The organism is Chelativorans petroleitrophicus, from assembly GCF_025398195.1.
GTDB lineage: Bacteria > Pseudomonadota > Alphaproteobacteria > Rhizobiales > Rhizobiaceae > Chelativorans > Chelativorans petroleitrophicus.
In genome coordinates, this window is record NZ_JAODNV010000011.1 from 24,744 (window position 1) to 49,525 (window position 24,782).

A 24,782-nucleotide genomic window follows, 5' to 3' on the forward strand; every position below is an offset into this window, starting at 1 on the left:
ACCGGAAAACCGGCCTTTTTCGCCCGCGCCGAAGCCGCAGCGGACTTGGCCGCGGCCGCACAGTTGGTAGCCGACGGCTTTGCCGGTGCGCACCGGCAGACGATCGGCCGGAAGCGTCTCGGACTGAGGGTCGCCGGTATCAGCCTTCAAGCACCGGCTCGAAGGGCACGGAGATGTTGCCGCGCATCTCGATCCACGCCGGTACAGGCAGGCCCTTTTCGCGCAGGAAGGCCGGGTTGAACAGCTTCGACTGATAGCGCGTGCCATAGTCGGCGAGGATGGTGACGATCACGTGCCCTGGCCCCATCTCCCTGGCAAGCCGGATGGCGCCGGCAATGTTGATGCCGGTCGAGCCTCCCAGGCAAAGCCCTTCCTCCTGAACAAGGCCGAAGATGAGCGGCAGGGCCTCCGCATCGGGAATCTGATAGGAGAAATCAGGCCGGAAGCCTTCGAGATTGGCGGTCACGCGACCCTGGCCGATACCTTCGGTGATCGAACTTCCCTCTGCCTTCAGCTCACCCGTGGTGTAGTAGCTGTGAAGCGCCGCCCCCATGGGGTCGGCGAGAGCGATCTTGACGTTCGGATTCCTTTCCCGCAGCCCCTCGGAAACACCGGCCAGCGTGCCGCCCGTGCCGACAGCGGTGACGAAGCCGTCGATCCGGCCTTCGGTCTGCCGCCAGATTTCCTGCGCCGTGGTCTCCCGGTGCCCGTCGCGGTTCGCCACATTGTCGAACTGGTTTGCCCAGATGGCTCCATTGGGTTCGGTGCGGGCAAGCTGCTCTGCAAGCCTGCCGGAGACCTTCACGTAATTGTTCGGGTTCTTGTAGGGCACTGCGGGCACCTCGATCAGCTCGGCGCCCAGAACGCGCAGCGCGTCCTTCTTCTCCTGGCTCTGGGTTTCGGGAATGACGATGACCGTGCGGTAGCCAAGCGCCCTGCCGACCACGGTGAGGCCAATGCCCGTATTGCCGGCCGTGCCTTCCACGATGACGCCGCCGGGCCGCAATAGGCCCTTCCGCTCCGCATCCCGGATGATGAACAGGGCAGCCCTGTCCTTGACGGACTGACCAGGATTCATGAACTCGGCCTTGCCGTAGATATCGCAGCCGGTCTCCTCAGAGGCGCGCCGGAGACGGATGAGCGGCGTGTTGCCGATGGTTTCGATCACGGATTGATGCATAACGATCCTCGATTGCGGCCGGCTTTACGCGCAGGGGCGCCAGTGAAACCTAGAAACCGGCGCCACGCATGGCAAGCCTCCTGATTTTGGAGCAATGTCCGGTGGTGGCAAATGCTTCGGCCTATGTCCATCCGCTTGGGACGGATTTCCAGTATCTACCGCTCCGCCGGTTCGGGTGCCGCGTCGATGGAACGCTCAGGCGCGGCGTCCCTCGATACAAGATAGACAAGCAGGGCCGCCGCCAGCGGCGCGGCGTAGAAGGCAAAAAGCCAGCGGTAAGCGACGGCCGGCTCTCCCGGCACGGTGGCGGCCGTCACGACTGCCCCGGTCGCAAACTGCATCGCGCCGGTACCGCCAATGGAAAAGAAGTTGAGCAGCGTTACCCCGCGCCCCATCAGATGCGGCGGCAGGAAGGCTCGGCCCTGCGCAAGCAATATGCCATAACCGCCGCCGCAAATGCCGATGACAACCAGCACCAGCGTGGTAATGCCGAGCGGCAGGACCGGAAAGGCGGCAAGCCAGACAAGGGCCGCAAGCCCGATTCCGTTGCTGGCCATCGCTACCCATTTGCGGGTGCCGAAGATCGTGTCGAGAGGCCCGTGAAGAAACGAGCCTGCCGCCATGGCGAGCGCCATGAACAGCGTGATCTCGCCGATGAGCAGTGCCTCCGCGCCATGGACATCGACTAGATATGGCCCTGCCCATAGTCCGCGGATGCCCACCGAAGCGGCCGTGGTAAGCGCAATTAGCGGAAAGATCGGCCACAGCTCACGCAGCCGCAGAAGCTCGAGATAGCCGGAAAGCCCGGCATCGGCCGCGGAATGGCCTTCCGCCGGCGGGTCTTTCAGAAAGACGAGGACCGCCGCGGCGACCACAAGCGTAAAAACTCCAAATCCCGCCAGCACCGGCCGCCAACCGAGCGCCTCGGCGGCCGCTGCCAGGGGTGCCGCCCCAACCACATTGCCCAGCATGCCTGTCGCCATGAGCCAAGAGGTCAGCACCGCCAGCCGCGCAGACGAAAAGGACCGGGCAAAGATGTAGACGGACGCCATCAGGATAGGCGCGCAGCCCATGCCGATCAGCCCCATGGCCAGGATGACCACCCATGGCGCCCAAGCGGACGCACAGAGAAACGCGCCGCCACCCGCTCCGATAGCCAGCAGAGCAGAGGCGGTGCGGCGCGGACCGTAACGGTCAAGCCACACGCCCACAGCGAACTGCATCAGGGCGAAGACGGCAAACCACGTACCCGAAGCTGCGGAGAGGTCCGCCGTGCTCGCGCCAAGCTCGGTCGTCAATGCAGGTGTCAGAACCGCAAGAAAAGAGCGGTAGAACTGCGAAAGGACATAGGCGACCGCGAGCGCGGCGATCCCTGCCATCGGTGGAGATTTCCCCCTCTTTGGACGAGCCTAAGCCTCGGCGGTAAATCCGGCAGGACGTGCCTAACCCAGACCGGTGGGGCAGGCATTGTGCCAGGACCATGGCAATGGGTTGTCCAGAGGCGGCGCAACCGATGCCGGAACGGGCAAGCGCCCGCGCTCGCGCTAGATCCCTTCTGCGTCTCGCCGAAACGTAGAAGGATCTAAGTTGTTGTTTTTGCGCAATTCCAAACGGAAAAATTACCTACTTTCCTGGAATTGTGCCGGACGATCAGGCTGCCTGGGAACCGGCGCGCCTTGAAGTCCCCCAGTTCCGTCTGCGCCGGCTTGAGCTGCGGCGCGGCGGCTTGGACGCCGTCTGCTGCCCCCTCCATGTTCTCGAGCTGCGTGCGGGAACCGAAGCCTCTTCCGCACCATGTCCGGCGTTCGCAGGGCGGGGCTGCGCCGGATCGGGCTCGCCGGTCACATCGCGCAGGACGGGCAGGCGCATACGGATCACCCGTTCCACCTGCCGCAGTTTGGCGACCTCGGACGGATCGCACAGCGTGATGGCCTCGCCGACCGCTCCATTGCGCCCGGTGCGGCCTATGCGGTGTACATAGCTTTCCGCCTCGTCCGGTAGGTCGAAGTTCACGACATGGCTGATGCCCGGCACGTCGATCCCGCGGGCGGCAATATCGGTCGCCACGAGGATGCGCACCGTGCCTTCGCGGAAACTGTCGAGCGCCCTCTGCCGGGCATTCTGCGACTTGTTCCCGTGGATAACGGCGGCTTCAAAGCCGTCGCGTAGAAGATCGCGTGTCACTCGATCCGCGCCATGTTTCGTGCGGGCGAAGACAATGACCTGCCTCATCGTGCCGGTGGAGAGCAGGTCGGCCAGCACCTGCCGCTTCTGCTTCAGGCGTGCCATCACCAAGTGCTGGCGGATTTCGGCTGCCGTCGTGCCCTGGGGCGAGACCTCAATGCGCACGGGATCGCGCAGCAGGCTTGAGGCCAGCGCTTCGATCTCCTTGGGCATGGTGGCGGAAAAGAGTGCCGTCTGGCGTGCGGGGTGCGTCGCCTTCGCGATGCGCCGCACGTCGTTGATGAATCCCATGTCAAGCATGCGGTCGGCCTCGTCGAGAACCAGCCAGGTGGTCTCCGAAAGCACGACCTCTTTCTCGCGCACCAGGTCGGTCAGGCGTCCGGGTGTGGCGATCAGCACGTCCACGCCGGGTGCCATGCGCCTGACCTGGGAGCTACGCGAAACACCGCCGAGCACCATCGCCGTTGAAACATGCGCTCCACGGGCAAGCTCGCGCACCACCTTTTCGATCTGAACCGCGAGTTCCCGCGTCGGCACCAGAACCAGCGCGCGCGCTGTGCGCGGCCGGCGCTTGTCGCCAAGGCCGATGATCTTCGACAGGATTGGCAGGGCGTAGGTGGCCGTCTTCCCGGAGCCGGTCTGCGCCACGCCGAGGACGTCACGCCCGGCCAGGAGCGGTGGTATTGCCCTCTGCTGGATCGGTTTGGGTTCGCACAGACCTGCGGCCGCCGCTGATTTCAGCAATGTGCCCGAAAGCCCAAGACCGGCGAAGCCCGCCGGAACGGCATTGTCATGATTGGTCAAATCTTTTCTTTCTGTACGGCCTTCCAAGAGGAAAGCCCGAATGAACATGCGGCGGGGCGCAACCCGCCGGCTATAGCTTTGATGAAACGACGAGACGGCGGGATTTCCCCCGCGCGGCTGCGCTGTCGCGCCGGGGGCTATTGCCCCAGGCTGCTAATCCTCTTGCCGTCAAAGAAGGACATGAGAGGCAAGGCGCAACCAGTCTCTTGGAGAGAAAGCCGGTCAACCCAGCCCATACGCCTGTGAACTCCATATGGCGCTTCGGGGCCCAAAGCGCAACATAATTATTTGTGCGCCGCAAAATAGTTCAGGGTCAGAGCGCCTCGACCATGCGTCGCAAGGCCAGCGCGGTGCGCCAGTTACGCGCAGTCATGGGCACTTTAAGCGTCGGCTCTATTTTGGGAGCGAAGAGAGACCGACCCATGCCATCTGGCGTATGAAGATAAAGCACCCTGCCCTTCACGACGAAACGCTCGGTGCCGGTGGCCTTTTCCTGAAGCGCAGCCACACGGTCGGGATCCGGCTCACGTTCGAGACAGTAGAGATGGAGCTTGGTAGGTGTCTCGACGGCTTGGGGATAGGGGTTGGCATCGACCGCCCAAGCCCATTCCGCCGCGCTGCGGGCGAAAACGCTCTTGCCAAAACCCATTTTCTCGCTGACCACGGCGGCGACGCGCGCCACAATCTCTTCCTCCGATGCCGACGAGGAAAGGACGGCATTGCCACTGTTGATATAGGTGGCAACGTTCCTGAAACCGGCTTCAGTCAGCACTTCGCGCAGCCTCTTCACGGGGAGCTGGGTGTCGCCACCCACCCCGCGGAAGAGAACGACATATGCCGTTTCCTTCACCATGCTCTCACGCAGGCATCAACAGATCGATCTTCCGGAAGGCGGTAACGTCGATAATCCCGAGGTCGGAAATGCGCAGTTCGGGAATGACGACCAGCGCCAGCAGCGAGTGCTGCATGAAGGCGTTGTTGAGCATGCAGCCCATCTCGCGCATGACCGCGGAAAGCCGCGCCGCCTTCTCCGCGACGATCTCCGCACGCTCATCGGACATGAGGCCGGCGATCGGCAGCTCCACCAGGGCGAGCTCGCGCCCGCCGGATATCAGCACCACGCCGCCGCCCACCTCGCCCAGGCGGTTGGCGGCAGCAGCCATGTCCTCTTTGCCGGTGCCCACCACGATCATGTGGTGTGAATCATGCGCCACGGTGGAGGCGAGCGCGCAGTCCTGCCGGTAGCCGAAGCCGGACACGAAGCCGTTCACCACACCGCCGGTGCCACGATGGCGTTCCACCAGGGCGATCTGGCAGATGTCGTTCGGCCGATCCATGGCGACGACGCCATTCTCGACTGCCAGTTCCGCCTCAAGCGCCCTGGTCGGCGCCTGGTTCTCGATGACGCCGATGACATGGGCGCGGACGCGCTGCGCCCCTTCAGGCGCGCGGATGTCGAAATCGGAGGCCGAGAGGCGCCGGCCGAGCCGCACCGTGTTCTTCGCATGCGCGGGATAGTCGTAGGCCGGAATGTCCGCCTCCAGCCGACCTCCCCGCGCGAGGCACACACCCCGAGCGTAGACCTCGTCGATGACGAGAGACGGGAGATCAGAAACGATGAGGAAGTCCGCAAGCCTTCCCGGGGCAATGGAACCCAGTTCGCGGTCGAGGCGGAAGTGCTGGGCCGTATTGATGGTGGCCATCTGGATGGCTGTGATCGGCTTCAGGCCCTGCTGGATGGCGTGGCGCACCACACGGTCCATGTGCCCGTCATGGACGAGGGTACCGGAGTGGCTGTCGTCCGTGCAGAGGATGAAGTTGCGCGGATCGAGCCCCAGCTCGGTGATGGCCCTCACCTGGCTCGCGACATCGTACCAGGCGGAGCCGAGCCGAAGCATGGCGCGCATACCCTGGCGCACGCGGGCCACCGCATCATCGAGGCGCGTTCCCTCGTGGTCGTCCTCCAGGCCGCCGGCGACATAGCCGTGGAAGGGGCGGCCCAGATCCGGCGAGGCATAGTGACCGCCCACGGTCTTCCCGGCACGCATGGTAGCCGCAATCTCGCCTACCATGAGCGGATCGTTCGCAGCCACGCCTGGGAAGTTCATCACCTCTCCCAGGCCGATGATGTTCGGCCAGGACATGGCCTCTGCCACGTCCTCGACGCTGAGCCGTGCGCCGGCGTTTTCCAGGCCCGGTGCGGAAGGCACGCAGGAGGGCATTTGGACGTAGACATTGATCGGCTGCGCCATGGCCTCGTCATGCATGAGCCGCACGCCATCGATTCCCAGAACGTTGGCGATCTCATGGGGGTCGATGAACATCGTGGTGGTGCCGTGCGGAATGACGGCGCGGCAGAATTCCGTCACCGTCACCATGCCGCTTTCCACATGCATGTGGCCGTCGCAGAGGCCCGGCACCAGATAGCGCCCGCCCGCGTCGATCACCCTGGTGTTTTCACCAATCGTATGTTGCGCGTCGGGTCCGCAATAGGCGAAGCGCCCTTCAGCAATCGCAAGATCGGTTCCGGGGATGATCTCCCCCGAGTACACATTCACCCAGCGTCCGTTGCGCACCACGAGATCCGCGGGCCTGCGCCCCATCGCTACGTCGACGAGAACCGGCGCAACTGCGCTCCAGGGCTTGGGGTGAGCTGTGCTGGCAGGCATTGTCGGCATATTTTTCCCCTTTTTGCCGCAGAAGAACACGCCGCGCGGCCGAGCGCAACGGGCATAAAAGGGTCGCGACAGCGCCTGCCCTACTCTCATTGCGCTGTGATCAGCACCAGCGTTGGTGCAGAGCAGCCAGCGCCAACACCGTCATCCCGGCCAAGCGAAGCGAGAGCCGGGTTCTAGAGAGGCGGTGGAGATGGCGCTGCTGGGTCCCGGATAGCCGCTGCGCGGCTTCCGGGATGATGGGTGCGACGGGTGTTGGTGCGATCACCCTCCGCGCCAACACCAACGTCAATGATGGCCATGAGCGCCGAGCCTAGACCTTCGCCAGCGCCTGCTCCAGATCGCCAATGATGTCGTCCACGTCCTCGATGCCGATCGACAGGCGGATAACATCGGGCCCCGCGCCCGCAGCGATCTTCTGCTCGTCGGAGAGCTGCCGGTGGGTCGTGGAGGCCGGATGGATGATGAGCGAGCGTGTATCGCCGATATTGGCAAGGTGCGAGAAGAGCTCCACACCTTCCACCAGCTTCACCCCGGCGTCATATCCGCCCTTGAGCCCGAAGGTGAAGACCGCACCGGCCCCTTTGGGAGAATACTTCTGCTGGAGCGCATGGTTGGGATCATCCGGCAGGCCGGGATAGGACACCCACGCGACGGCCGGGTGGTCCTTCAGCCATTCGGCCACCTTCTGCGCGTTGTCGCAATGGCGCTGCATCCTGAGCGGCAACGTCTCGATGCCGGTGAGGATCAGGAAGGCGTTGAAGGGCGAGATCGCCGGGCCGAAATCGCGCAGGCCCAAGACGCGCGCGGCAATGGCAAAGGCGAAGTTGCCGAACGTCTCGTGCAACACCATGCCGCCATATTCGGGCCGGGGCTCGGAGAGCATCGGGTACTTGCCGGATTTCGACCAGTCGAAGGTGCCGCAATCGACCAGAATGCCGCCGATTGAGTTGCCGTGCCCGCCCATGAACTTCGTGAGCGAGTGCACGACAATGTCGGCGCCGTGCTCGATGGGCCGTATCAGATAAGGCGTCGCCATGGTGTTGTCGACGATGAACGGCACACCGTGCCGGTGCGCCACCTCGGCGATCTTTTCCAAGTCAACAAAAGTTCCGCCCGGATTGGCAAGGCTCTCCACGAAAATGGCGCGTGTCTTGTCGTCAATCTGGCTTTCGAAGCTGTCGACGTCATCGGGGTCCGCCCAGCGGACGTGCCAGTCGAAGTTCTTGAAGGCATGGCCCATCTGGTTGATCGACCCGCCGTAGAGCTTGCGCGCGGCAATGAAGTTGCAGCCCGGCTGCATCAGCGTGTGAAAGACAAGAAGCTGAGCCCCGTGGCCCGACGCCGCGGCAAGGGCCGCGGTGCCGCCCTCAAGGGCTGCGACGCGTTCCTCCAGCACCGCCTGCGTCGGGTTCATAATCCGCGTGTAGATGTTGCCGAAGGCCTTCAAGCCGAACAGCGAGGCGGCATGATCCACGTCGTCGAACACATAGGAGGTGGTCTGGTAGATCGGCGTCGCGCGGGCGCCGGTGGCCGGATCGGGCTGGGCGCCTGCATGGACGGCAAGCGTGTTGAAACCGGGCGTGCGCTCGTTCATCGTTTCCTCCTTAGGGCGGTAATTTCCGCGGCCATCAATACAGTTGCCACAGGCAATGGCAAAGGAGATTCAATCCAAAGAGCCGGGTGTTGAGCAAAATCAACGCTGGCGAATGCCGAAACTCTGAAAACCTTGCCGCATCACCGGTTTTTTGGATGAAATTACTCTGCTGTTCACGCCGTTCCAGCCGATCTCACCAGAGAGGCGCCCGTATTCAATCTTGGGGCAGCGGTTCATGACCACCTTGATGCCCTTCTCCTCCAGCCGAGCAGCAGACGCGTCGTCGCGCACGGTGAGCTGCATCCACACCACCTTCGGCAAAGGGTCCATGGCGAGAATCTCGTCCGTAATACTGGGCACGGCGCTGGAAGGCCGGAAAATGTCCACCATGTCGACGGGTTGGGGCAGATCCGCCAGGGATGCATAGACCTTTGCGCCCTCTATCTCCTTGCCCGCGTGGCCGGGATTGATGGGAAAGACCTTGTAGCCCTTGTCGATCAGATATTTGGTGACGAAGAAGCTCGGCCTGACATCGTTGGCGGACGCGCCGACAATGGCAACGGACTTCACGCTGTGAAGGATGCCGGCGATGTAGGAGTTATCGTAGGAGTCGTGGTTCATTCGGGAAGCGATATACGGCCCTGTTCGTCTAGAGGGAAGCCCGGATTGTGGGCGACCTCCCAGAGATTGCCCTCGGTGTCGCGGAAATAGCCCTGCACGCCGCCGAAGAAGGCACGCTGGGCGGGCTTGACTATGCGGCCGCCGGCCTTCTCCGCCATTTCCAGGATGAGACCGACCTCTGGCTCCGTGCGTGTGTTATAGGCAAGCGCCACGCTCGACGATGCCGTCGCCGCCCGCTCGTGGTCCCCGTCGCCCTCCCCGATATCCGCCGCCATCTCCGCGCGCGGCCACAGCGCGAGGATCATGCCGCCCATCTGGAAGAAGGCTACGCCCTCGGTGATCTTCCGGTTACGCTCAAGCCCCATGGCTTCATAGAAGCGCACTGCCCGGTCGAGATCATCCACGCCAAGCGTGACGATGGATATGCGTGGTTCCAGTTTCATTTGAATCCAAAATGGCTCCGGAGAATTGAGAACAATTGCGCGGAAGAATGCTCGTCCAATTGGATTGATTGGCTCACTTTTCCTGGCATTTCGCGAGTTGGCCGTCCCATAGTGTTAATTTGAAGTAGCTTTCGGCCATCCATCTCGTATCTACTGCATCTATCGGATCATGCAGACTCATTCGCTCGAGTTTTCCTTCCGAGAAGTTCTGAATTCTCGCCATACTCACTCCCCCGTCCATTGCGGCTCGCGTTTTTCGATAAAGGCACCGATACCCTCTTCCGCGTCCCGCGCCAGCATGTTCTCCACCATCACGCGCGCGGTATATTCATACGCATCCGACAGGCCCATCTCGGCCTGGGCGTAAAAAGCCTCTTTGCCGATCTTGAGCGTCAACGGCGATTTCGAAGCTATGGTTCCGGCGAGCTCAGCCACAGCCGCCTGCACTTCGCCAGAGGGCACCACGCGGTTGACGAGACCGAAGGAAAGCGCCTTCTGCGCGTCAATCATCTCTCCGGTCAGAAGCATCTCCATGGCGTGCTTGCGCGAAACGTTGCGCGACAGTGCCACCATTGGCGTGGAGCAGAACAGGCCGATATTGACCCCAGGTGTTGCAAAGCGGGCCTGATCGCTCGCCACCGCCAGATCGCAGGAAGCGACGAGCTGGCAGCCGGCCGCCGTCGCCACGCCGTCCACGGCCGCAATTACGGGCTTCGGATGGCTCACGATCGTCTGCATAAGGGACGAGCACAGCGCCATGGCGTTGGTAAAGAACGTCCTGCCGCGGTCCGAGTCTTTCCGGTGCGCCGTCAGTTCCTTGAGATCGTGGCCGGCCGAGAACACCTTGCCTCCGTGCGCCAGAACGATCACACGCACCGCCTTGTCCTCGCGGGCGCGGTCAAGAGCGGCTTTCAGTGCCTCCATCATTGCCATGGAAAGCGCGTTGGCCGGCGGATTCCGCAAGGTGAGCGTCAGCACGCCCCCATCCAGCCGGCTTTCCACGAGGCCCACAGTTTCGCCACGGGCGGGCACGACAATTTCGGCCATTCCTCGCCTCCTTCATCTCACTCCTCACCTAACATAGGGCGGCAAGAAGAACAGCCTCCAATCTACGCCGCGCAGGTCTCACTATGACGGAAGGCCACGCAAACGGGTACAGAATTTGTGGTATTATATTACCTATTTCGTAAGCGATTGATTCAACGATGCTTTTCTTTCTGCACTCCAGCAATAACCCTTGACATGCAATTAAGCGCCTCTTATAAGCCGCCAGTCGCCGCACCTGCCGGCATTTCGAGGGTTCGCTCGGCGGGCCATCGGTTTAAGCAACAAGAAACGCTCTGCCTTGCGGCAGGGATCTGAAGACGGACAGGACAGTCATGAAGACCTTCTCGCAGAAACCTGCGGAGGTGACGAAGAAATGGGTGCTGATCGACGCTGAAGGGCTCGTCGTCGGCCGCCTCGCCTCTATCGTTGCCAACCGCCTGCGCGGCAAGCACAAGCCCACCTATACGCCGCATGTGGATGATGGCGACAACGTCATCGTCATCAATGCGGACAAGGTGGTGTTCACCGGCCGGAAATACCAGAACAAGAAGTATTACTGGCATACGGGCCATCCTGGCGGCATCAAGGAGCGCACGGCGCGCGAAATTCTCGAGGGCCGGTTCCCCGAGCGCGTGGTGGAAAAGGCCGTGGAACGCATGATCCCACGCGGGCCGCTTGGACGGCGCCAGATGAAGAACCTGCGCGTCTATGCCGGTCCCGACCATCCACACGAGGCGCAGCAGCCCGAGAAGCTCGACATTGCGGCGCTGAATAAGAAGAACGTAAGGGTCTAGGCCTATGGCTGAAATCAACTCCCTCCAGGAACTCGGCGCGACCACCCAGACGGCAACTGCTCCTGAAGCTCCGGTGCACGTGCAGAAGCTCGACGCCCATGGTCGGGCCTACGCTACCGGCAAACGCAAGAACGCGATCGCCCGCGTTTGGGTGAAGCCGGGCACGGGCAAGATCATCGTCAACGACAAGGAATTCAGCGAATATTTCGCTCGCCCGGTGCTGCAGATGATCCTGCAGCAGCCGATCGTAGCCGCCAACCGCAACGGGCAGTACGACATCGTCGCCACCGTGAAGGGCGGCGGCCTTTCGGGCCAAGCCGGTGCGGTTCGCCATGGCATTTCCAAGGCGCTCACCTATTACGAGCCGGAACTGCGTGCGGTTCTCAAGAAGGGCGGGTTCCTTACCCGCGACGCTCGCGTCGTGGAGCGCAAGAAGTACGGCCGCCGCAAGGCCCGCCGTTCCTTCCAGTTCTCCAAGCGCTAAGGCTCGGGCGCATATCATTTATGGAAAGCGGGCCTCCGGGCCCGCTTTTTTGTTGCGCGAGCGTCGCGCGCTGCCTAGCCGTGTTCGGTGCCGAAGGAAATTGCCAACCATGCCATCGAAATCCATCGATCATGCATTTACCGCGCGGCACGCGCTGGGTGCGGCCAGCGACCCGACCTATGCGGGCGCGCTGTCCTTCATGCGCCGCAGATTCACTAAGAATGTGAAGGGCGCGGACGCTGTGATATGGGGCATTCCTTTTGACGCGGCAGTGTCGAACAGGCCGGGCGCGCGCTTCGGTCCGCAGGCGATCCGGCGAGCCTCGGCGATTTTCGACAACGACCCGCAATATCCTTTCAGCCTGGACCTTTTCGAGGCGCTTTCGGTCGTCGATTACGGCGACTGCCTCCTTGACTATGGCCGGCCTGACAGGGCTCCCGCCATGATCGAGCGGGAAGCGTCGAAGATTCTGGCTTCAGGCGCATTTCTCGTCTCTCTCGGCGGAGATCATTTCGTCACCTGGCCTCTGCTCAGGGCGCACGCGGAAAAACATGGCTCGCCGCTTGCCCTCGTCCAGTTCGACGCGCATCAGGACACCTGGCCGGATGACGGCAAGCGCGTGGATCACGGCTCCTTTGTAGGCCGCGCCGTGCGCGAGGACATCATCGACCCAGCCCGCTCCATTCAGGTGGGCATCCGCACGCATGCGCCGGAAGATTGCGGTATCCGCATCCTGCACGGGTTCGACCTCGAGGAGATGAGAGCTGAGGAGATTGCCGAAATCATCCTCGGACATGTCGGAGAGACTCCGGCCTATGTCACCTTCGACATAGACTGCCTCGATCCAGCCTTTGCCCCCGGCACCGGGACGCCGGTGGCGGGCGGCCCCTCCTCCGCCAAGATGCTGTCTGTGCTGCGCCGGCTGGGCGGGCTCAACATCGTCGGTGCGGATGTGGTGGAGGTCGCGCCGCCCTATGACCATGCGGACATCACGGCCATTGCGGGTGCGGCCGTGGCGATGCACTATCTGGGTCTCCTGGCCGAGCGGAAGCGACGATAGGCTTGAAGGGATGATTCAAGAAGTTTCCGGATTGATTCCGGATTCGGCCCCAACCATCTGAAACAGACTCTTTTCGGGCGATAACCCATGACGGCAAAAATCTTCATCGACGGTGAGCACGGCACGACGGGGCTGCAAATACGCGCGCGGCTTGCCGGGCGCAAGGACATCGAGCTCATTTCGGTTCCGGCGGAGCGGCGCAAGGACCCAGCGGCCCGCGCCGAGTTCCTGAACGCCGCCGACATCGCCATTCTGTGCCTGCCCGACGATGCCGCGCGCGAGAGCGTATCGCTGATCGAGAACGATACGACGCGGGTGATCGATGCCTCGACCGCCCATCGGGTGGCGGATGGCTGGACCTACGGATTCGCTGAGATGGATGGCGGCCAAGCGGAGGCCATCGCAAAGGCCAAGCGCGTGGCGAATCCAGGCTGCTGGCCGCAGGGACCCATCGCGCTTCTGCGCCCCCTGATATCGGCCGGTCTGCTTCCGGCCGACTTCCCGGTCACGGTCAACGGCATTTCTGGCTATACAGGCGGCGGGCGGTCCATGATCGAGGATTATGAAGCCAAGGGCGAGGATGCACCCGAGTTCCTGCCCTACGGCCTCACGCTTTCGCACAAGCATCTGCCGGAGCTGCGCGCCTATGCCAAACTCGCCCGCGACCCCCTGATACAGCCCGCGGTCGGCAATTTCGCCCAAGGGATGATCACCGCCGTTCCCTTGCAGCTCGGTCATCTCGATCGTGTGCCGAAAGGTGAGGAACTCTACGAGGCGATCGCCGGGCACTATGCCGGGCTTAAGGCAAGTCTGGTCGAGGTGGCGCCCCTCACGGCCATCGAACGTTCGCCGGAAATCGAGCCGGAACGCTTCAACAACACGGACCGAATGCGGCTTTACGTCTTCGCCAACGATGCGCGCGCGCAGGCGCTGCTGCTTGCCGTCTATGACAATCTCGGCAAGGGCGCATCAGGTGCGGCGGTGCAGAACCTGGACCTGATGCTGAACGGAGCGGGTTGAGAAGCCCGCCTGCAAGCGCGATCAGCCCACGCTGGACACCCGATCGAAATCTTCAGAAGCAAGCGCGCCGGAGGGGTAGCTCCCTCTGGTGGCGCGCCAGTGGGCCGTGGCAAAGCCCAGGACAACCAAGGCGGCAGCCTGATGGAGCAGCGCCCAACCAAGCGGCGCGACCAGGAGGAGCGTGGCGATTCCGATTGCCGCCTGCAGTGAGACAAGCACGAAGAGAAGTACGGCACGGCGCGCGTGGGTGGTGCCGGGTTCAGAACGCCAGACCGCGATCGCGTGCCAGAGCGAGAGGGGGAGCACCGTATAGGCGCCGAGACGGTGCACGAACTGAACGGTCTTCGGGTTTTCGAACAGGTTCACCCATACCGGTTCCTGCGTGAAAAGCCCGCCGGGAATGAGCGCGCCGTCCATCAGCGGCCAGGTATTGTAGGTCGCCCCCGCATCGAGGCCGGCGACAAGCCCGCCGAGATAGATCTGCACGAGAACGGCGACGACGAGCCAGCCGGAAAAGCGGCGCGTCCCGTAGCTCGACGGCCCGGTGCTGTGAGGGGCTAGCCCCCGCGCGACGGCCATCGTAGCGACGAAGATGAGGCAGGCGATGGTAAGATGCGTGGCGAGTCTGTACTGGCTCACGTCGACGCGGTCGACCAGACCCGAGGCTACCATCCACCACCCGACGGCTCCCTGAACGCCGCCCAAAGCCAGAATGCCGAGAAGCTTCAGTTTAAGGTGACTTTCCAGCCGTCCGGTTACCCAGAAGAAGAGAAGCGGCAGGGCGAAGACAAAGCCCACGCCGCGCGCCAGAAGTCGGTGCGCCCATTCCCACCAGAAAATCACCTTGAACTCGTCAAGGCTCATGCCGCGATTGATCTGCTGGTATTCCGGTATCTGCCGGTACTTGTCGAATTCCTCCTGCCATTGAGCGGCATTGAGCGGCGGGATCACACCATGAATGGGCTTCCATTCGGTAATTGACAGGCCGGAATCGGTAAGCCGCGTCGCTCCTCCGACCAGCACCAAGGCGAACAACAGTATGAGAACGCAATAGAGCCAAACGCGCAACCAGAGGCGGTTGCGATGTTCATCGATGCGGCTTGAGGTCTTCAACTCGGTCGCAGTCACGGCTTTTCCATCCAGATGACGAGCTAGGTGGACCAAAGCCACCCTGCTTGCAAGGCTTCGCTGCGCGACACGAGGTCGCCGCGTGCGGCAATATGGGGCTGTCGGCCAGCTGCCGATTGTTTTATGGACGGCCGCGAAAGGATTTCCGCGATGCCCGTGCGCCTGAAGAAGTTCATCGGCATGATCGGCCTGCTGCTTCTGGTGGTGATCTATGCCGTCGTCTCCACGGCGGTGGCCGTAGCGCAGCTTGCCGACAAGAGCGCATGGGTGCATCTGGCCTTCTATTTCTTCACTGGCCTGCTGTGGGTGCTCCCGGCCATGCTTCTCATAAAATGGATGGAGGGTAGGCCCCGGCGTGGAACCGATATCGAGCATTGATTCACTTTTTCCGCCTAAGCTGCGGGAAAAATGTGACGAATGCCGGTATGAGGACATGGCAGAGATTGCGGCGCCGGAACAGGCAATTTTCCCGACGGAAGGGACGGCTGTCGAAGCCATAGGCTGGTCGGCCCGAGTACTGCCTGCCGACGAAGCGGGGCTTAAGGCCTATGAAGCCTTTTGCGAAGGCGCCTGCTGGGCGCCGCCGCAAAGTCCGCTTTGGGCAAAGGCCTGGCTGTACGATGCTGACGAAAACGGGGTTATCGCCCTGCTTTTCCGCGACGGCGCGCCGGCCATGGCCCTGGCGCTCGAAGTCGTACGTAAGGGCTTCGTACGCGTGGCGCGCTTTGCCGGCGGGTCACATGCCAACGGAAACTTCCCCGCCCTTCACCCCTCTGCCGGTCCGGAGCGCGGTGATCCTTCGGCCGTTCGGTCCCTCCTGCAAGGCGTCCGCGCCGCCCGGCCGGACATCGACATGCTCGCGCTCGAGCGGCAGATGGAAAGTCTCGGGAACCATCCAAATCCGCTGCTCACCCTCCCCCACACTCAAAGTCCCAATCTGGCGCTTGCCGCCGACCTTACGGGCGGTTTCGACCGGCTTCTGTCGCGCAGCAGCAAGGACCGGCGACGCAAGAAGTACCGTTCCCAGCTCCGCAAGTTCGAGGCCGCCGGCGGCTACCGCCGCTTTGAAGCGTCCTCGGCAGCTGAGGTGGACAACCTCCTCGACCTGTTCTTCCGGTTCAAGGGCGAGCGCCTAAAGCGCATGGGTGTTGCGGATACCTTCGCCTCCCCGCATGTGCGCGAAAGCTTCCGCCGTCTTTTCCGCGCCGCCCTCGACACACAGCCGTCCCCCTTTGCCCTGCATGCGCTTGAAGTGGGCGGCAAAATCCGTGCCATCACGGGGTCGAGCCGCAGCGGCGACAGGATTATTTGCGAGTTCGGCGCTTTCGCTGAAGACGAACTTACCAAGGTCGCGCCGGGTGATTTCCTGTCCTATCAAAATATTGCCGAAGCCTGTGCCGAGGGTGTTGCGCTCTACGATTTCGGCGTCGGGGACGAGCCCTACAAGCGCGCCTGGTGCGACATCGAAATCCGCCACGCCGATGTGTTTGTCGGCCTGACACGGCGGGGCCGCGCGTTGGCCATGACGAGCTTTGCCAAGACCGCTGCGAAACGCATGGTCAAGCAGAATCCCACTCTGGCGAGGATTGCGCGACGCGCGCGACAGGTGCTCGGCCGGGGCTAATGTTACGCCGCATCGCGGCCTGGCGGCGCGGAGGGCGGCACGTAGCCGGCAGGGGTGACCAGAAGCGGTTTGCCCAGCCCGCCATCAGCGAGGGCGGCGGCAGTGGCCGTGACGCGGTTCTCCTGTGGATCGAGGACGCTGACGAGCACTTGCGCGTCGTCCCCCATAAGGCACTTCACGGCGGCGGCATCCGCCGCTCCGCATTCCACCACCACCACGTCATAAGCGATGGTGAGCGAATTCAGGATGATCGGCAGCCGGTCAAAACCCCGCATGGCATGCTCGGGATCGGCCGTGCCCACGGGAATGATATGGCAGCTTGAATAGAGGTCGGCGTGGATGACATCGGCGAACTGCGCCCGCACCGCCAGAAGATTCGTAATACCGGCATAGGCCGTGCTTTCCAGCATGGGCCGCGAGGCGGCACCCGAGGCGGTAAGATCGATGAGCAACACCCGTAGGCCCGCATCGGCCACCTCGCGCGCCACCAGAACGGCGGTCGCCGCGGCCTCGTCGCCTTCCGGAGAGACGAAGATGGCGCGGGCGATCCCCTTGGAAATCAGTGCTTCGGCCGCCATTTCGATATCGATTTCCCCGAGGCTGCGCGAGCGGTATGGGCGGCTGGCTTCAGCACCGGTGCCCTGTTTCGGTTCAGCCGTGGAAGCCGTGGGCGGCGGGGTCGCTGCCGGCGCGGCCTCCCTCTCCACGGTCTCGGTTTCCTCCTCCGCCACTGCAGGCGCGAGGACGGGCATATCGGTAGATTCGGCCTCCAGAGCCCCTTCGGCAGGTCGCAGAGCGCGGCCGCTGAAAAGCTCCTTCAGAAGCGTGAAGATGAGCATCAGCAGAAGGGTGGCCGCGAAGGCGGCGAGTGTCAGCGGCCCCACTTTCGGAAAATAGGACTCCGAAGGCACGATGGCGCGCGAGAAGATGCGGGCGTCGACCGGCAGGTAATTGCGGTCCCTGCGCGCGGCGGCCTCGCGATAGCGCGTCAAATAGGATTCCAAGAGCTCGCGCTGCGCTGCCGCCTGCCGCTCAAGGGCCCTCAACTCGACCTGTTGCTCTTCCGCACGCGCCGATTCGGCCTTGAGCCGCTCCACCTCGGCTGCAAGTTCCTCTTCGCGCCTGCGGGCTGTCCCAGCCTCGGTTTCAAGCCCGGCTAAAACCTTCTCGGATTCGGCGCGGATCTGAGTGTCCAGATCGGAAAGCTGCGAACGCAGTGCCCTTATGCGCGGATGGTTATCGAGGAGCGTGGTGGACAGTTCAGCGATCTCAGCCTGCAGCTCCACCTGCCGCTCACGCAGCCGCTGTATCAGGCCGGAAGCGAGAACATCGGGTAGAGTCTCGGGAGGCACACCGCTTTCGATGGCGGCGCGAACCGATTCGGCCTTGGCTTCGGCAGCGGACCGGCTGACGCGCACGCGCGACAATTCACTGGACAGTTCGGCGAGCTGCTGCGTCGCCAGGACGGTGTTGTTCCGGCCGATCAGAAGATCCGATTGCGCGCGGAACTCCGCCACACGCGCCTCCGCCTCCCTCACGCGCTCGCTGAGATCGGCAATTTCCGGCTCCAGCCATTCCGTCGCATCCACATTGGACTGCAGCTTGGCTTCGCGCTGGTTTGCCACATAGGCATCGGCCACTGCATTCACCACCTGCGCGGCAAGCTCCGGATCCTCGGAGGAAAACTGGATGACGATGACGCGGGAATCCTCCACGCGGTAGACATTGAGCTTTTCACGGAAGGCGCGCAGCACCCTTTCCTCCGGCGGGATGCTGGAAGGGCTTTTCAGGCCAACGGTTATGAGCGTCCGCTCAAGTAAAGAATCTGTGGCCTTGAACTCTTCCCGGCTCGCCAGATTGAGCTCCCGGGCAACCCGCGTCAGCACTTCCGACGAGGTGATGACTTCCACCTGGCTGGCGACACCCTCCTCGTCGAGAATGGCGGAATCGCTGTTGGTGCCCGCCGCCTGCGGCCGCGTGTAGACCGACTCGCGCGTCTCGATCAGCACCCGAGTTTCGGCGCGATAAAGGGGGGTGACGAGGAGCAGGAGCACGAAGACGGCGGCCGCAACCACAAGGGAGACAAGCAGGATGCGCCGCCAATCGCGCCGGACGCTCGCCAGCAGCCGGCCAAGATCGACATCCACGTCGTTGACATCAGGCGCGCGGCTGTTCATCCACCCTCTCCGGATCGCTCGACTGTCAAGGTAAATGCACATGGTAACCAGCAGGTTAACCGGCGCATCTCACGCTTCCTGCCCCGCGGCGGCAACTTAACCGAGCATTAACCCTGATGTTTCAATAACGTCAGAGTTATGGCATTCGCAGGATGCCGCCCGGGAGATCGCAATCCGGCTATGAAGAAACTGATCCCGCTCCTTATGAGCCTTGTTGCGGCGGCCATGCTTGCTGCATGCTCAGGTTACACGCCGCCCCCTCCCGCCTTCCATGAGGTCCTGTATCAGCCTTACGTGATCGATGCGGGAGACGAGTTGCGGATCACGGTCTTCGGCCAGGACAATCTCACCAACACCTACAGCGTGAACCAAGCGGGATACATCGCTTTCCCGCTGATCGGCGCTGTGCCCGCGCGCGGCCATACCGCCAGCCAGATCGAGCAGCAGATCGCAAGGATGCTGCGCAACGGCTATCTGCGTGATCCCGACGTTACGGTGGAGGTGGCGCGCTACCGGCCCATCTTCGTGATGGGCGAGGTCGGAAACCCCGGACAATATTCCTACGTGCCCGGCATGACCGTGCAGAAGGCGATCGCGGCGGCCGGCGGCTTCACTCCCCGCGCCAATCAGCGCAATGTGGACGTCACCCGCGACATCAACGGCCAGGTGATGACGGGACGGGTCGTAACATCCGACCCGCTGCTTCCCGGCGATACGATCTATGTACGTGAGCGCCTGTTCTGACGGCGGCGGCGCCGTTTCCGGCAGAAGGCGACCCTTGCGTGTCGTCCATTGCTTCCGCTCGCCCGTAGGCGGCATCTTCCGCCATGTCAGGGATCTGTGCGAGGCGCAGGCTGCAGCGGGCTATGAAATTGGCATCGTGTGTGATTCCACCACCGGTGGAGCCTTCGAGGACCGGCTTTTCGAGGCCATAGCCGACAAGCTCGCGTTGGGCGTGGTGCGCACGCCGATGCAGCGGCACGTCGGCCCCGGCGATCTTTCCGCCGCCTGGCGCACACTCCGCATTATTCGGCGCATGAAGCCCGATATTCTGCACGGACACGGGGCGAAGGGCGGCGCCTATGCACGGCTGTTCGGCACCGCGCTAAGGGCCACCGGCCGTCGCGTCGTGCGGCTATACGCGCCCCACGGCGGCAGCCTGCATTACGACGCCGACGCGCTGTCCGGCCGCGCCTTCTTCATGCTGGAGGCGCTGATGGGTCGGATGACAGACCATATCTTCTTCGTCTCCGAATATGAAAACCGCGCCTACAAGGAGAAGGTGGGCGTGCCGCACGCGCCGGCAAGCCTTATCTACAACGGCTTGCGGCCGGAAGAATTCGTCTCGATCGCCAATGCGTCCGATGCCGCCGACTTCCTCTATGTCGGCATGATGCGGGATCTCAAGGGGCCTGATCTCTTCATAGAGGCCCTCAAGGAAACGGAGCGGCGCACGGGCCGCACCTTGTCTGCAAAGTTGGTGGGCGACGGCGACGACCGGCCAAAATATATGGAGCAGACCAGCAGGCTTGGCCTGTCGGATCGAGTGACCTTCCTGCCCGCCATGCCTGCACGCGAAGCCTTTGCTCTGGGCAGGATCATGGTGGTGCCCTCGCGCGCGGAAGCCATGCCCTATGTCGTGCTGGAGGCGCTGGCGGCCGGAAAACCGCTGATCGCGACCGCCGTGGGTGGCGTGCCCGAGATTCTCGGCGTAGACTCCCCTGCCCTTGCCGCGCCTTCCGTCTCCTCCCTCGCCGACCGGATGGTTCTGGCGCTGGCCGACGAAGAGGCCTACCGGAAGCTCATGCCATCGGAAGACGTGTTGCGATCCCGCTTCAGCGTGAGCCGCATGGCGGAACGGATCGAGGCGGTCTACCAAGAGGCCCTAGCAACAGCCTTGCCGCGCTGACGCGACAGCCGCTCTTCGTATCAAGGGATTCTTTAGGTCCTTGCCATAATAGCCGAACGAACTGGCTATTATGCACCATGAACAAGGTCGAGACCACGGATCGTTTTGCCACCGAGGCGGGGCGGACTCAGGCAGAGCGGCGAGAACAGGCCGTGCTTAGTCCCGTCGCGCTTCAGGTCGCGCAGCAATACCGCCGCGATACCATGTCCCCCGTCATCGTCAGCGGGGTCATGCGACTTGTGGAATTTGCGGTCCTTCTTCTTTCGGGGTTGCAAATTTATGCTGGCTATGTGGGTCTGGGCGGAGAGCTCTCATGGGAGTACCCGCTCGTCATCACCGGCGTGTCGCTGCTCGCCGTGATCCTCCTGGAGGTGCTTGACGCCTACCAGATGCCAGCGCTGCGCAATCCGCTTTCCCAGGCGGGACGCATTTTCCTCACCTGGTCGGCCGCTTTCGCGCTGCTCATCGTCGGGCTGTTCTTTCTGAAGGTTTCAGCCCAGTTCTCGCGCTTCTGGCTGGGCACCTGGTACGCCGCGGGCCTGTTGCTAATGCTCATCCTGCGGCTTGCCGCCGCAAGGCTCATCCGCCGCTGGGCACGCAACGGCCGCATCGAGCGGCGGGCCGTAATCGTCGGCGGAGGCAAGAACGCCGAAACGCTCATCCGCGCGATCGAGCAGCAGCCCTATAACGACATTCGCATCTGCGGTATCTTCGACGACCGCGATGACACACGCTCGCCACCCGTGGTGGCGGGATATCCCAAGCTCGGCAACATAGACGAGCTGATCGCCTTCGCCCGCATCGCGCGCATCGACATGCTGATCGTCTCACTGCCGATCAGCGCCGAAGCCCGCGTGCTCTCGCTTCTGCGCAAGCTTTGGGTGCTGCCGATCGACATCCGGCTTTCCGCACATGCAAACCAGCTTCGCTTCCGCCCGCACGCCTATTCCTACATCGGTTCCGTGCCGATGCTGGATATATTCGACCGCCCGATCAACGACTGGGATTCGGTGGCGAAGCGGGCCTTCGACATCGTCTTCAGCCTGCTCGGCATCATCGTCTTTTCACCCATCATGCTGGCGACGGCCATCGCCATAAAGCTCGACAGCAAGGGGCCTGTGATCTTCAAGCAGAAGCGGCACGGCTTCAACAACGAGGTGATCGAGGTCTACAAGTTCCGCTCGATGTATGTTGAACACAGCGATCCCACCGCGCGCAAGCCGGTGACGAAGGGCGATCCACGGGTAACGCGCGTCGGCCGCTTCATCCGCAAGACGTCGATCGACGAACTGCCACAATTCTTCAACGCGCTTTTCGGCAGCCTCTCCCTTGTCGGCCCGAGGCCGCATGCGGTAGCCGCCGAAGCGCACAACCGCCTGTTTTACGAGGTAGTGGACGGCTATTTTGCCCGCCACAGGGTGAAGCCCGGCGTGACCGGCTGGGCCCAGATCAACGGTTGGCGCGGCGAACTGGATACGGAGGAAAAGATCAGGAAGCGTATCGAATACGACCTCTACTATATTGAGAACTGGTCGCTTCTGTTCGATCTGAAGATCCTGTTCCTGACGCCGATCCGGCTTTTGGACACGAGAAACGCCTATTGATTGCTCAAGGCCAGGAAAGCGCAGCCTTCCCCACACTGCCGCGTGCGGTGGTGAACGCGAAGCTCGTGGTGCTGATACGCACAGGGGCTGTCATGCTCGGGGTATTCCTTTCGGGCTTCGTGCTGCGGGAGCCGGCGCCCTATGAGCTCTACATGGCCGGGCTGATCGCTGTATGGAGCCTGTTCGGGCTGCGGCTGTCGCGTCACGTCATGCCGCTTCTTGTCCTCCTGGTCGTGTTCAATATCGGCGGGCTCATCTCCATGAGCCAGCTACCCGAGCTCGGCGACATCCCCCTCTACCTCGCCGTCTCCCTCTTTCTCGCCCTGACGGCGGTTTTCTTCGCTGCTATTGTAGAGGCCTATCCCGACCTCCTGCCGCTCATCTTCCGTCCCTGGATCGCGGCGGCGGTGGTCACTGCGTTTGCCGGTATCCTGGGCTATTTCAATGCCTTCCCTGGTGCTGAAATCTTCACCCGCTACGGGCGAGCATCAGGCGTGTTCGAAGACCCCAACGTGTTCGGCCCCTTTCTCACATTGCCGGCCATCTTCCTGCTACACCGGATGATGACGGGTGCGCCACGCGCGGCCTTTCTCGCCATACCGGCCTTTCTCGTCATCCTCTTCGGCCTCTTTCTCTCCTTCTCGCGTGGCGCATGGGGCCTCTTCCTCGCTTCAGCGGTGATGCTCACGCTCGCGCTTTTCATTCACAATCGGCGCGGCGCGGTACGGCTCAGAATCGCGGGCATGAGCCTCGCGGCCTTTGCGATCATAACGCTGACGCTTCTCGTCGCCCTGCAGATTCCTGCCGTGGCGGACCTCTTCTCCGAGCGCGCACGCCTGGTGCAGGAATATGACGCTGCCAGACTGGGCCGCTTCGCCCGCCATCTGATCGGCTTTGCGATGGCGGCCGAACATCCGCTCGGAATAGGCCCCCTGCAGTTCGGCAAGCTCTACGGCGAGGACACGCATAATATCTGGCTCAAGGCGCTCCTCGACTATTCCTGGCTGGGTTTCGCGGCCTGGCTGACACTGATGGTGTGGACAGTGGCGGCGGGCTTCCGCATCATCTTCCGTGCCCGGAGCTGGCAACCCTTTCTGCTTTGCACCTATGTGACCTTCCTCGGCCACATCGCGCTCGGCACGGTGATCGATACCGACCATTGGCGGCATTTCTATATGCTTTTGGGTCTGTTGTGGGGCATGATGGCGCTGGAACAGCGGCATCAGACAGCAGCGCGGCATGTGACCTTCTGAGATCCAGAGCCTTGAAAGGAGGCTCGCCAGGCTCGGGCCCAGCCTCGGCCATGACCCCTTGGACAGGGTCTCTTTAGGTCTTGCGCCGCTTCGTGCGAAACTATAAGGGTTCAGCGGTTCGGAGCGTAGCGCAGCCCGGTAGCGCACTTGACTGGGGGTCAAGGGGTCGTGGGTTCGAATCCCGCCGCTCCGACCATTTCTCAAATTGCCTGGCCCGAAGACAGGGCAACAGCTCGTCCCCAAGACATGGGTGATAATCTGTTCACCGGTCAGCGACACTTGAGCCCCTCCTCACACGAACGATTCGCTCAAGGCGAAACCAGAAGGCTTTCCGGGCGTTACAGCCAGACACGCCTTGGAGGGCGATATGGCGCCGCGTCCTTACTGGAAGGGATATCTGAAACTCTCGCTCGTGACCTGTCCGGTCTCGCTCACGCCAGCGACCACGGAGGGCGAGAAGATTCGCTTCCACACCATCAACCGCGTAACCGGTCACCGCGTTAAAAGCCGCTATGTGGATGCCGAAACTGGCAAGCCGCTTCGTGAAGAGGACGAGATAAAGGGTTACGAGACGGCCGAAGGCGAATATGTGACCTTCGAGGATGAAGAGTTGGAGGCCGTCGGCCTCGAAAGCACGCGCACGATCGACATCGAGCAGTTCGTGCCCGCCGATTCGATCGAGTGGATATGGTACGACAAGCCTTACTACCTCGTGCCGGACGACGAAGTCGGCCAGGAGGCCTTCGCCGTCATCCGCGAAGCCATGGCAGCGACGGATACAGTGGGCATTTCCCGGCTCGTGCTTTCCCGGCGGGAGCGCGCCGTTCTTCTGGAGCCGCGCGGCAAGGGGATCGTGCTTTGGACGCTGCGTTACGGCGATGAGGTGCGCCAGCCGGAGGAGATCTTTGCCGGGCTAGGGGACAGAAAGGTGGAATCCCGGCTCGTCCCCCTTATCGAGAATCTGATCGAAGACATGAAGCAGCCCTGGGATGCCTCCATGGTCACGGACCCGGTGCAGGCGCGGCTTAAAGAGATCATCGAGCTCAAGCAGAAAAAGACCAAGCGCCCGGCGAAGCGGAAGAAGAAAGAGGAGGAAGAGCCAGAGGTGCCAGGCAATGTCGTCAGCATCATGGATGCACTGAAGAGATCCATCTCCCACGAAAAGAAGCGGCGCTAAC

At 62.7% G+C, this 24,782-nt stretch carries 22 protein-coding genes and 1 tRNA gene; 12 read left to right on the plus strand and 11 right to left on the minus strand.

What is annotated here, in order from left to right:
- Window positions 1-139: 139 nt before the first annotated feature.
- From NYR54_RS10795 to NYR54_RS10835, 9 genes are all read right to left on the minus strand, one after another.
- Complete coding sequence (locus NYR54_RS10795; protein WP_261515665.1) at window positions 140-1,180, minus strand: cysteine synthase A; 1,041 nt, start codon at window positions 1,178-1,180, stop codon at window positions 140-142.
- Window positions 1,181-1,335: 155 nt separating this feature from the next.
- On the minus strand, window positions 1,336-2,559 hold the full coding sequence (locus tag NYR54_RS10800; RefSeq protein ID WP_261515666.1) for an MFS transporter: 1,224 nt from the start codon (window positions 2,557-2,559) through the stop codon (window positions 1,336-1,338).
- A 271-nt stretch (window positions 2,560-2,830) separates the two neighbouring features.
- A complete protein-coding gene (locus tag NYR54_RS10805; RefSeq protein WP_261515667.1) occupies window positions 2,831-4,168 on the minus strand; it encodes a DEAD/DEAH box helicase in 1,338 nt (445 codons plus the stop codon).
- 313 nt (window positions 4,169-4,481) lie between these two features.
- Window positions 4,482-5,021 carry a DUF1697 domain-containing protein gene (locus NYR54_RS10810; RefSeq protein WP_261515668.1) on the minus strand — a complete coding sequence of 180 codons (540 nt, stop codon included), beginning with the start codon at window positions 5,019-5,021 and terminating at the stop codon, window positions 4,482-4,484.
- 4 nt (window positions 5,022-5,025) lie between these two features.
- Window positions 5,026-6,837 (minus strand): adenine deaminase, encoded by a 1,812-nt coding sequence (gene ade, locus NYR54_RS10815; RefSeq protein ID WP_423738605.1) that lies wholly within the window; start codon window positions 6,835-6,837, stop codon window positions 5,026-5,028.
- A gap of 319 nt (window positions 6,838-7,156) precedes the next feature.
- Window positions 7,157-8,440, minus strand: a complete 1,284-nt coding sequence (locus NYR54_RS10820; RefSeq protein ID WP_261515670.1) for an O-acetylhomoserine aminocarboxypropyltransferase — start codon at window positions 8,438-8,440, stop codon at window positions 7,157-7,159.
- 99 nt (window positions 8,441-8,539) lie between these two features.
- The gene (locus NYR54_RS10825; protein ID WP_261515671.1) at window positions 8,540-9,061 is read right to left on the minus strand and encodes a CoA-binding protein; all 522 of its coding nucleotides are present in this window, start codon (window positions 9,059-9,061) and stop codon (window positions 8,540-8,542) included.
- A complete protein-coding gene (locus NYR54_RS10830; RefSeq protein WP_261515817.1) occupies window positions 9,058-9,498 on the minus strand; it encodes a VOC family protein in 441 nt (146 codons plus the stop codon). Before NYR54_RS10830 ends, NYR54_RS10825 begins: the two co-directional genes overlap by 4 nt.
- 231 nt (window positions 9,499-9,729) lie before the next feature.
- Window positions 9,730-10,551, minus strand: a complete 822-nt coding sequence (locus tag NYR54_RS10835) for an enoyl-CoA hydratase (protein WP_261515672.1) — start codon at window positions 10,549-10,551, stop codon at window positions 9,730-9,732.
- A 332-nt stretch (window positions 10,552-10,883) separates the two neighbouring features.
- Here NYR54_RS10835 and rplM point away from each other — a divergent pair, with 332 nt between their 5' ends.
- The 4 genes from rplM (at window position 10,884) to argC (ending at window position 13,909) form a co-directional block, all read left to right on the plus strand.
- Complete coding sequence (gene rplM, locus NYR54_RS10840) at window positions 10,884-11,345, plus strand: 50S ribosomal protein L13 (RefSeq protein WP_261515673.1); 462 nt, start codon at window positions 10,884-10,886, stop codon at window positions 11,343-11,345.
- Window positions 11,346-11,349: 4 nt separating this feature from the next.
- Window positions 11,350-11,829, plus strand: coding sequence for a 30S ribosomal protein S9 (rpsI, locus tag NYR54_RS10845; RefSeq protein ID WP_261515674.1), 480 nt, complete (start codon window positions 11,350-11,352; stop codon window positions 11,827-11,829).
- 109 nt (window positions 11,830-11,938) lie between these two features.
- The gene (gene speB, locus NYR54_RS10850) at window positions 11,939-12,889 is read left to right on the plus strand and encodes an agmatinase (protein WP_261515675.1); all 951 of its coding nucleotides are present in this window, start codon (window positions 11,939-11,941) and stop codon (window positions 12,887-12,889) included.
- Between the two features lie 87 nt (window positions 12,890-12,976).
- Window positions 12,977-13,909, plus strand: coding sequence for an N-acetyl-gamma-glutamyl-phosphate reductase (argC, locus tag NYR54_RS10855; RefSeq protein ID WP_261515676.1), 933 nt, complete (start codon window positions 12,977-12,979; stop codon window positions 13,907-13,909).
- A 21-nt stretch (window positions 13,910-13,930) separates the two neighbouring features.
- On the opposite strand, the gene NYR54_RS10860 is transcribed toward argC, so the two are convergent.
- Window positions 13,931-15,037, minus strand: a complete 1,107-nt coding sequence (locus NYR54_RS10860) for a COX15/CtaA family protein (RefSeq protein ID WP_261515677.1) — start codon at window positions 15,035-15,037, stop codon at window positions 13,931-13,933.
- Between the two features lie 150 nt (window positions 15,038-15,187).
- Between NYR54_RS10860 and NYR54_RS10865 the strand changes: the two genes are divergently transcribed.
- Together NYR54_RS10865 and NYR54_RS10870 are read left to right on the plus strand one after the other, a co-directional pair.
- Window positions 15,188-15,415, plus strand: a complete 228-nt coding sequence (locus NYR54_RS10865; protein WP_261515678.1) for a DUF2842 domain-containing protein — start codon at window positions 15,188-15,190, stop codon at window positions 15,413-15,415.
- A 55-nt stretch (window positions 15,416-15,470) separates the two neighbouring features.
- Window positions 15,471-16,661 (plus strand): GNAT family N-acetyltransferase, encoded by a 1,191-nt coding sequence (locus NYR54_RS10870; RefSeq protein ID WP_261515679.1) that lies wholly within the window; start codon window positions 15,471-15,473, stop codon window positions 16,659-16,661.
- 2 nt (window positions 16,662-16,663) lie between these two features.
- Here NYR54_RS10870 and NYR54_RS10875 read toward each other — a convergent pair whose 3' ends face one another.
- A complete protein-coding gene (locus NYR54_RS10875; RefSeq protein WP_261515681.1) occupies window positions 16,664-18,838 on the minus strand; it encodes a Wzz/FepE/Etk N-terminal domain-containing protein in 2,175 nt (724 codons plus the stop codon).
- Window positions 18,839-19,018: 180 nt separating this feature from the next.
- Here NYR54_RS10875 and NYR54_RS10880 point away from each other — a divergent pair, with 180 nt between their 5' ends.
- The 6 genes from NYR54_RS10880 (at window position 19,019) to ku (ending at window position 24,781) form a co-directional block, all read left to right on the plus strand.
- Window positions 19,019-19,582 carry a polysaccharide biosynthesis/export family protein gene (locus NYR54_RS10880; RefSeq protein ID WP_261515682.1) on the plus strand — a complete coding sequence of 188 codons (564 nt, stop codon included), beginning with the start codon at window positions 19,019-19,021 and terminating at the stop codon, window positions 19,580-19,582.
- Window positions 19,560-20,747, plus strand: a complete 1,188-nt coding sequence (locus NYR54_RS10885; RefSeq protein ID WP_261515683.1) for a glycosyltransferase family 4 protein — start codon at window positions 19,560-19,562, stop codon at window positions 20,745-20,747. The genes NYR54_RS10880 and NYR54_RS10885 overlap by 23 nt, the downstream gene beginning before the upstream one ends.
- Window positions 20,748-20,824: 77 nt before the next feature.
- Entirely contained in the window at window positions 20,825-22,351 is a 1,527-nt protein-coding gene (locus NYR54_RS10890) for an undecaprenyl-phosphate glucose phosphotransferase (protein ID WP_261515684.1), read from the plus strand.
- Window positions 22,351-23,604 (plus strand): O-antigen ligase family protein, encoded by a 1,254-nt coding sequence (locus NYR54_RS10895; RefSeq protein WP_261515818.1) that lies wholly within the window; start codon window positions 22,351-22,353, stop codon window positions 23,602-23,604. The genes NYR54_RS10890 and NYR54_RS10895 overlap by 1 nt, the downstream gene beginning before the upstream one ends.
- A 119-nt stretch (window positions 23,605-23,723) precedes the next feature.
- A tRNA-Pro gene (locus NYR54_RS10900) sits at window positions 23,724-23,800 on the plus strand.
- A gap of 171 nt (window positions 23,801-23,971) precedes the next feature.
- Complete coding sequence (gene ku / locus NYR54_RS10905) at window positions 23,972-24,781, plus strand: non-homologous end joining protein Ku (RefSeq protein WP_261515685.1); 810 nt, start codon at window positions 23,972-23,974, stop codon at window positions 24,779-24,781.
- The last annotated feature ends 1 nt before the right edge of the window (window position 24,782 follow it).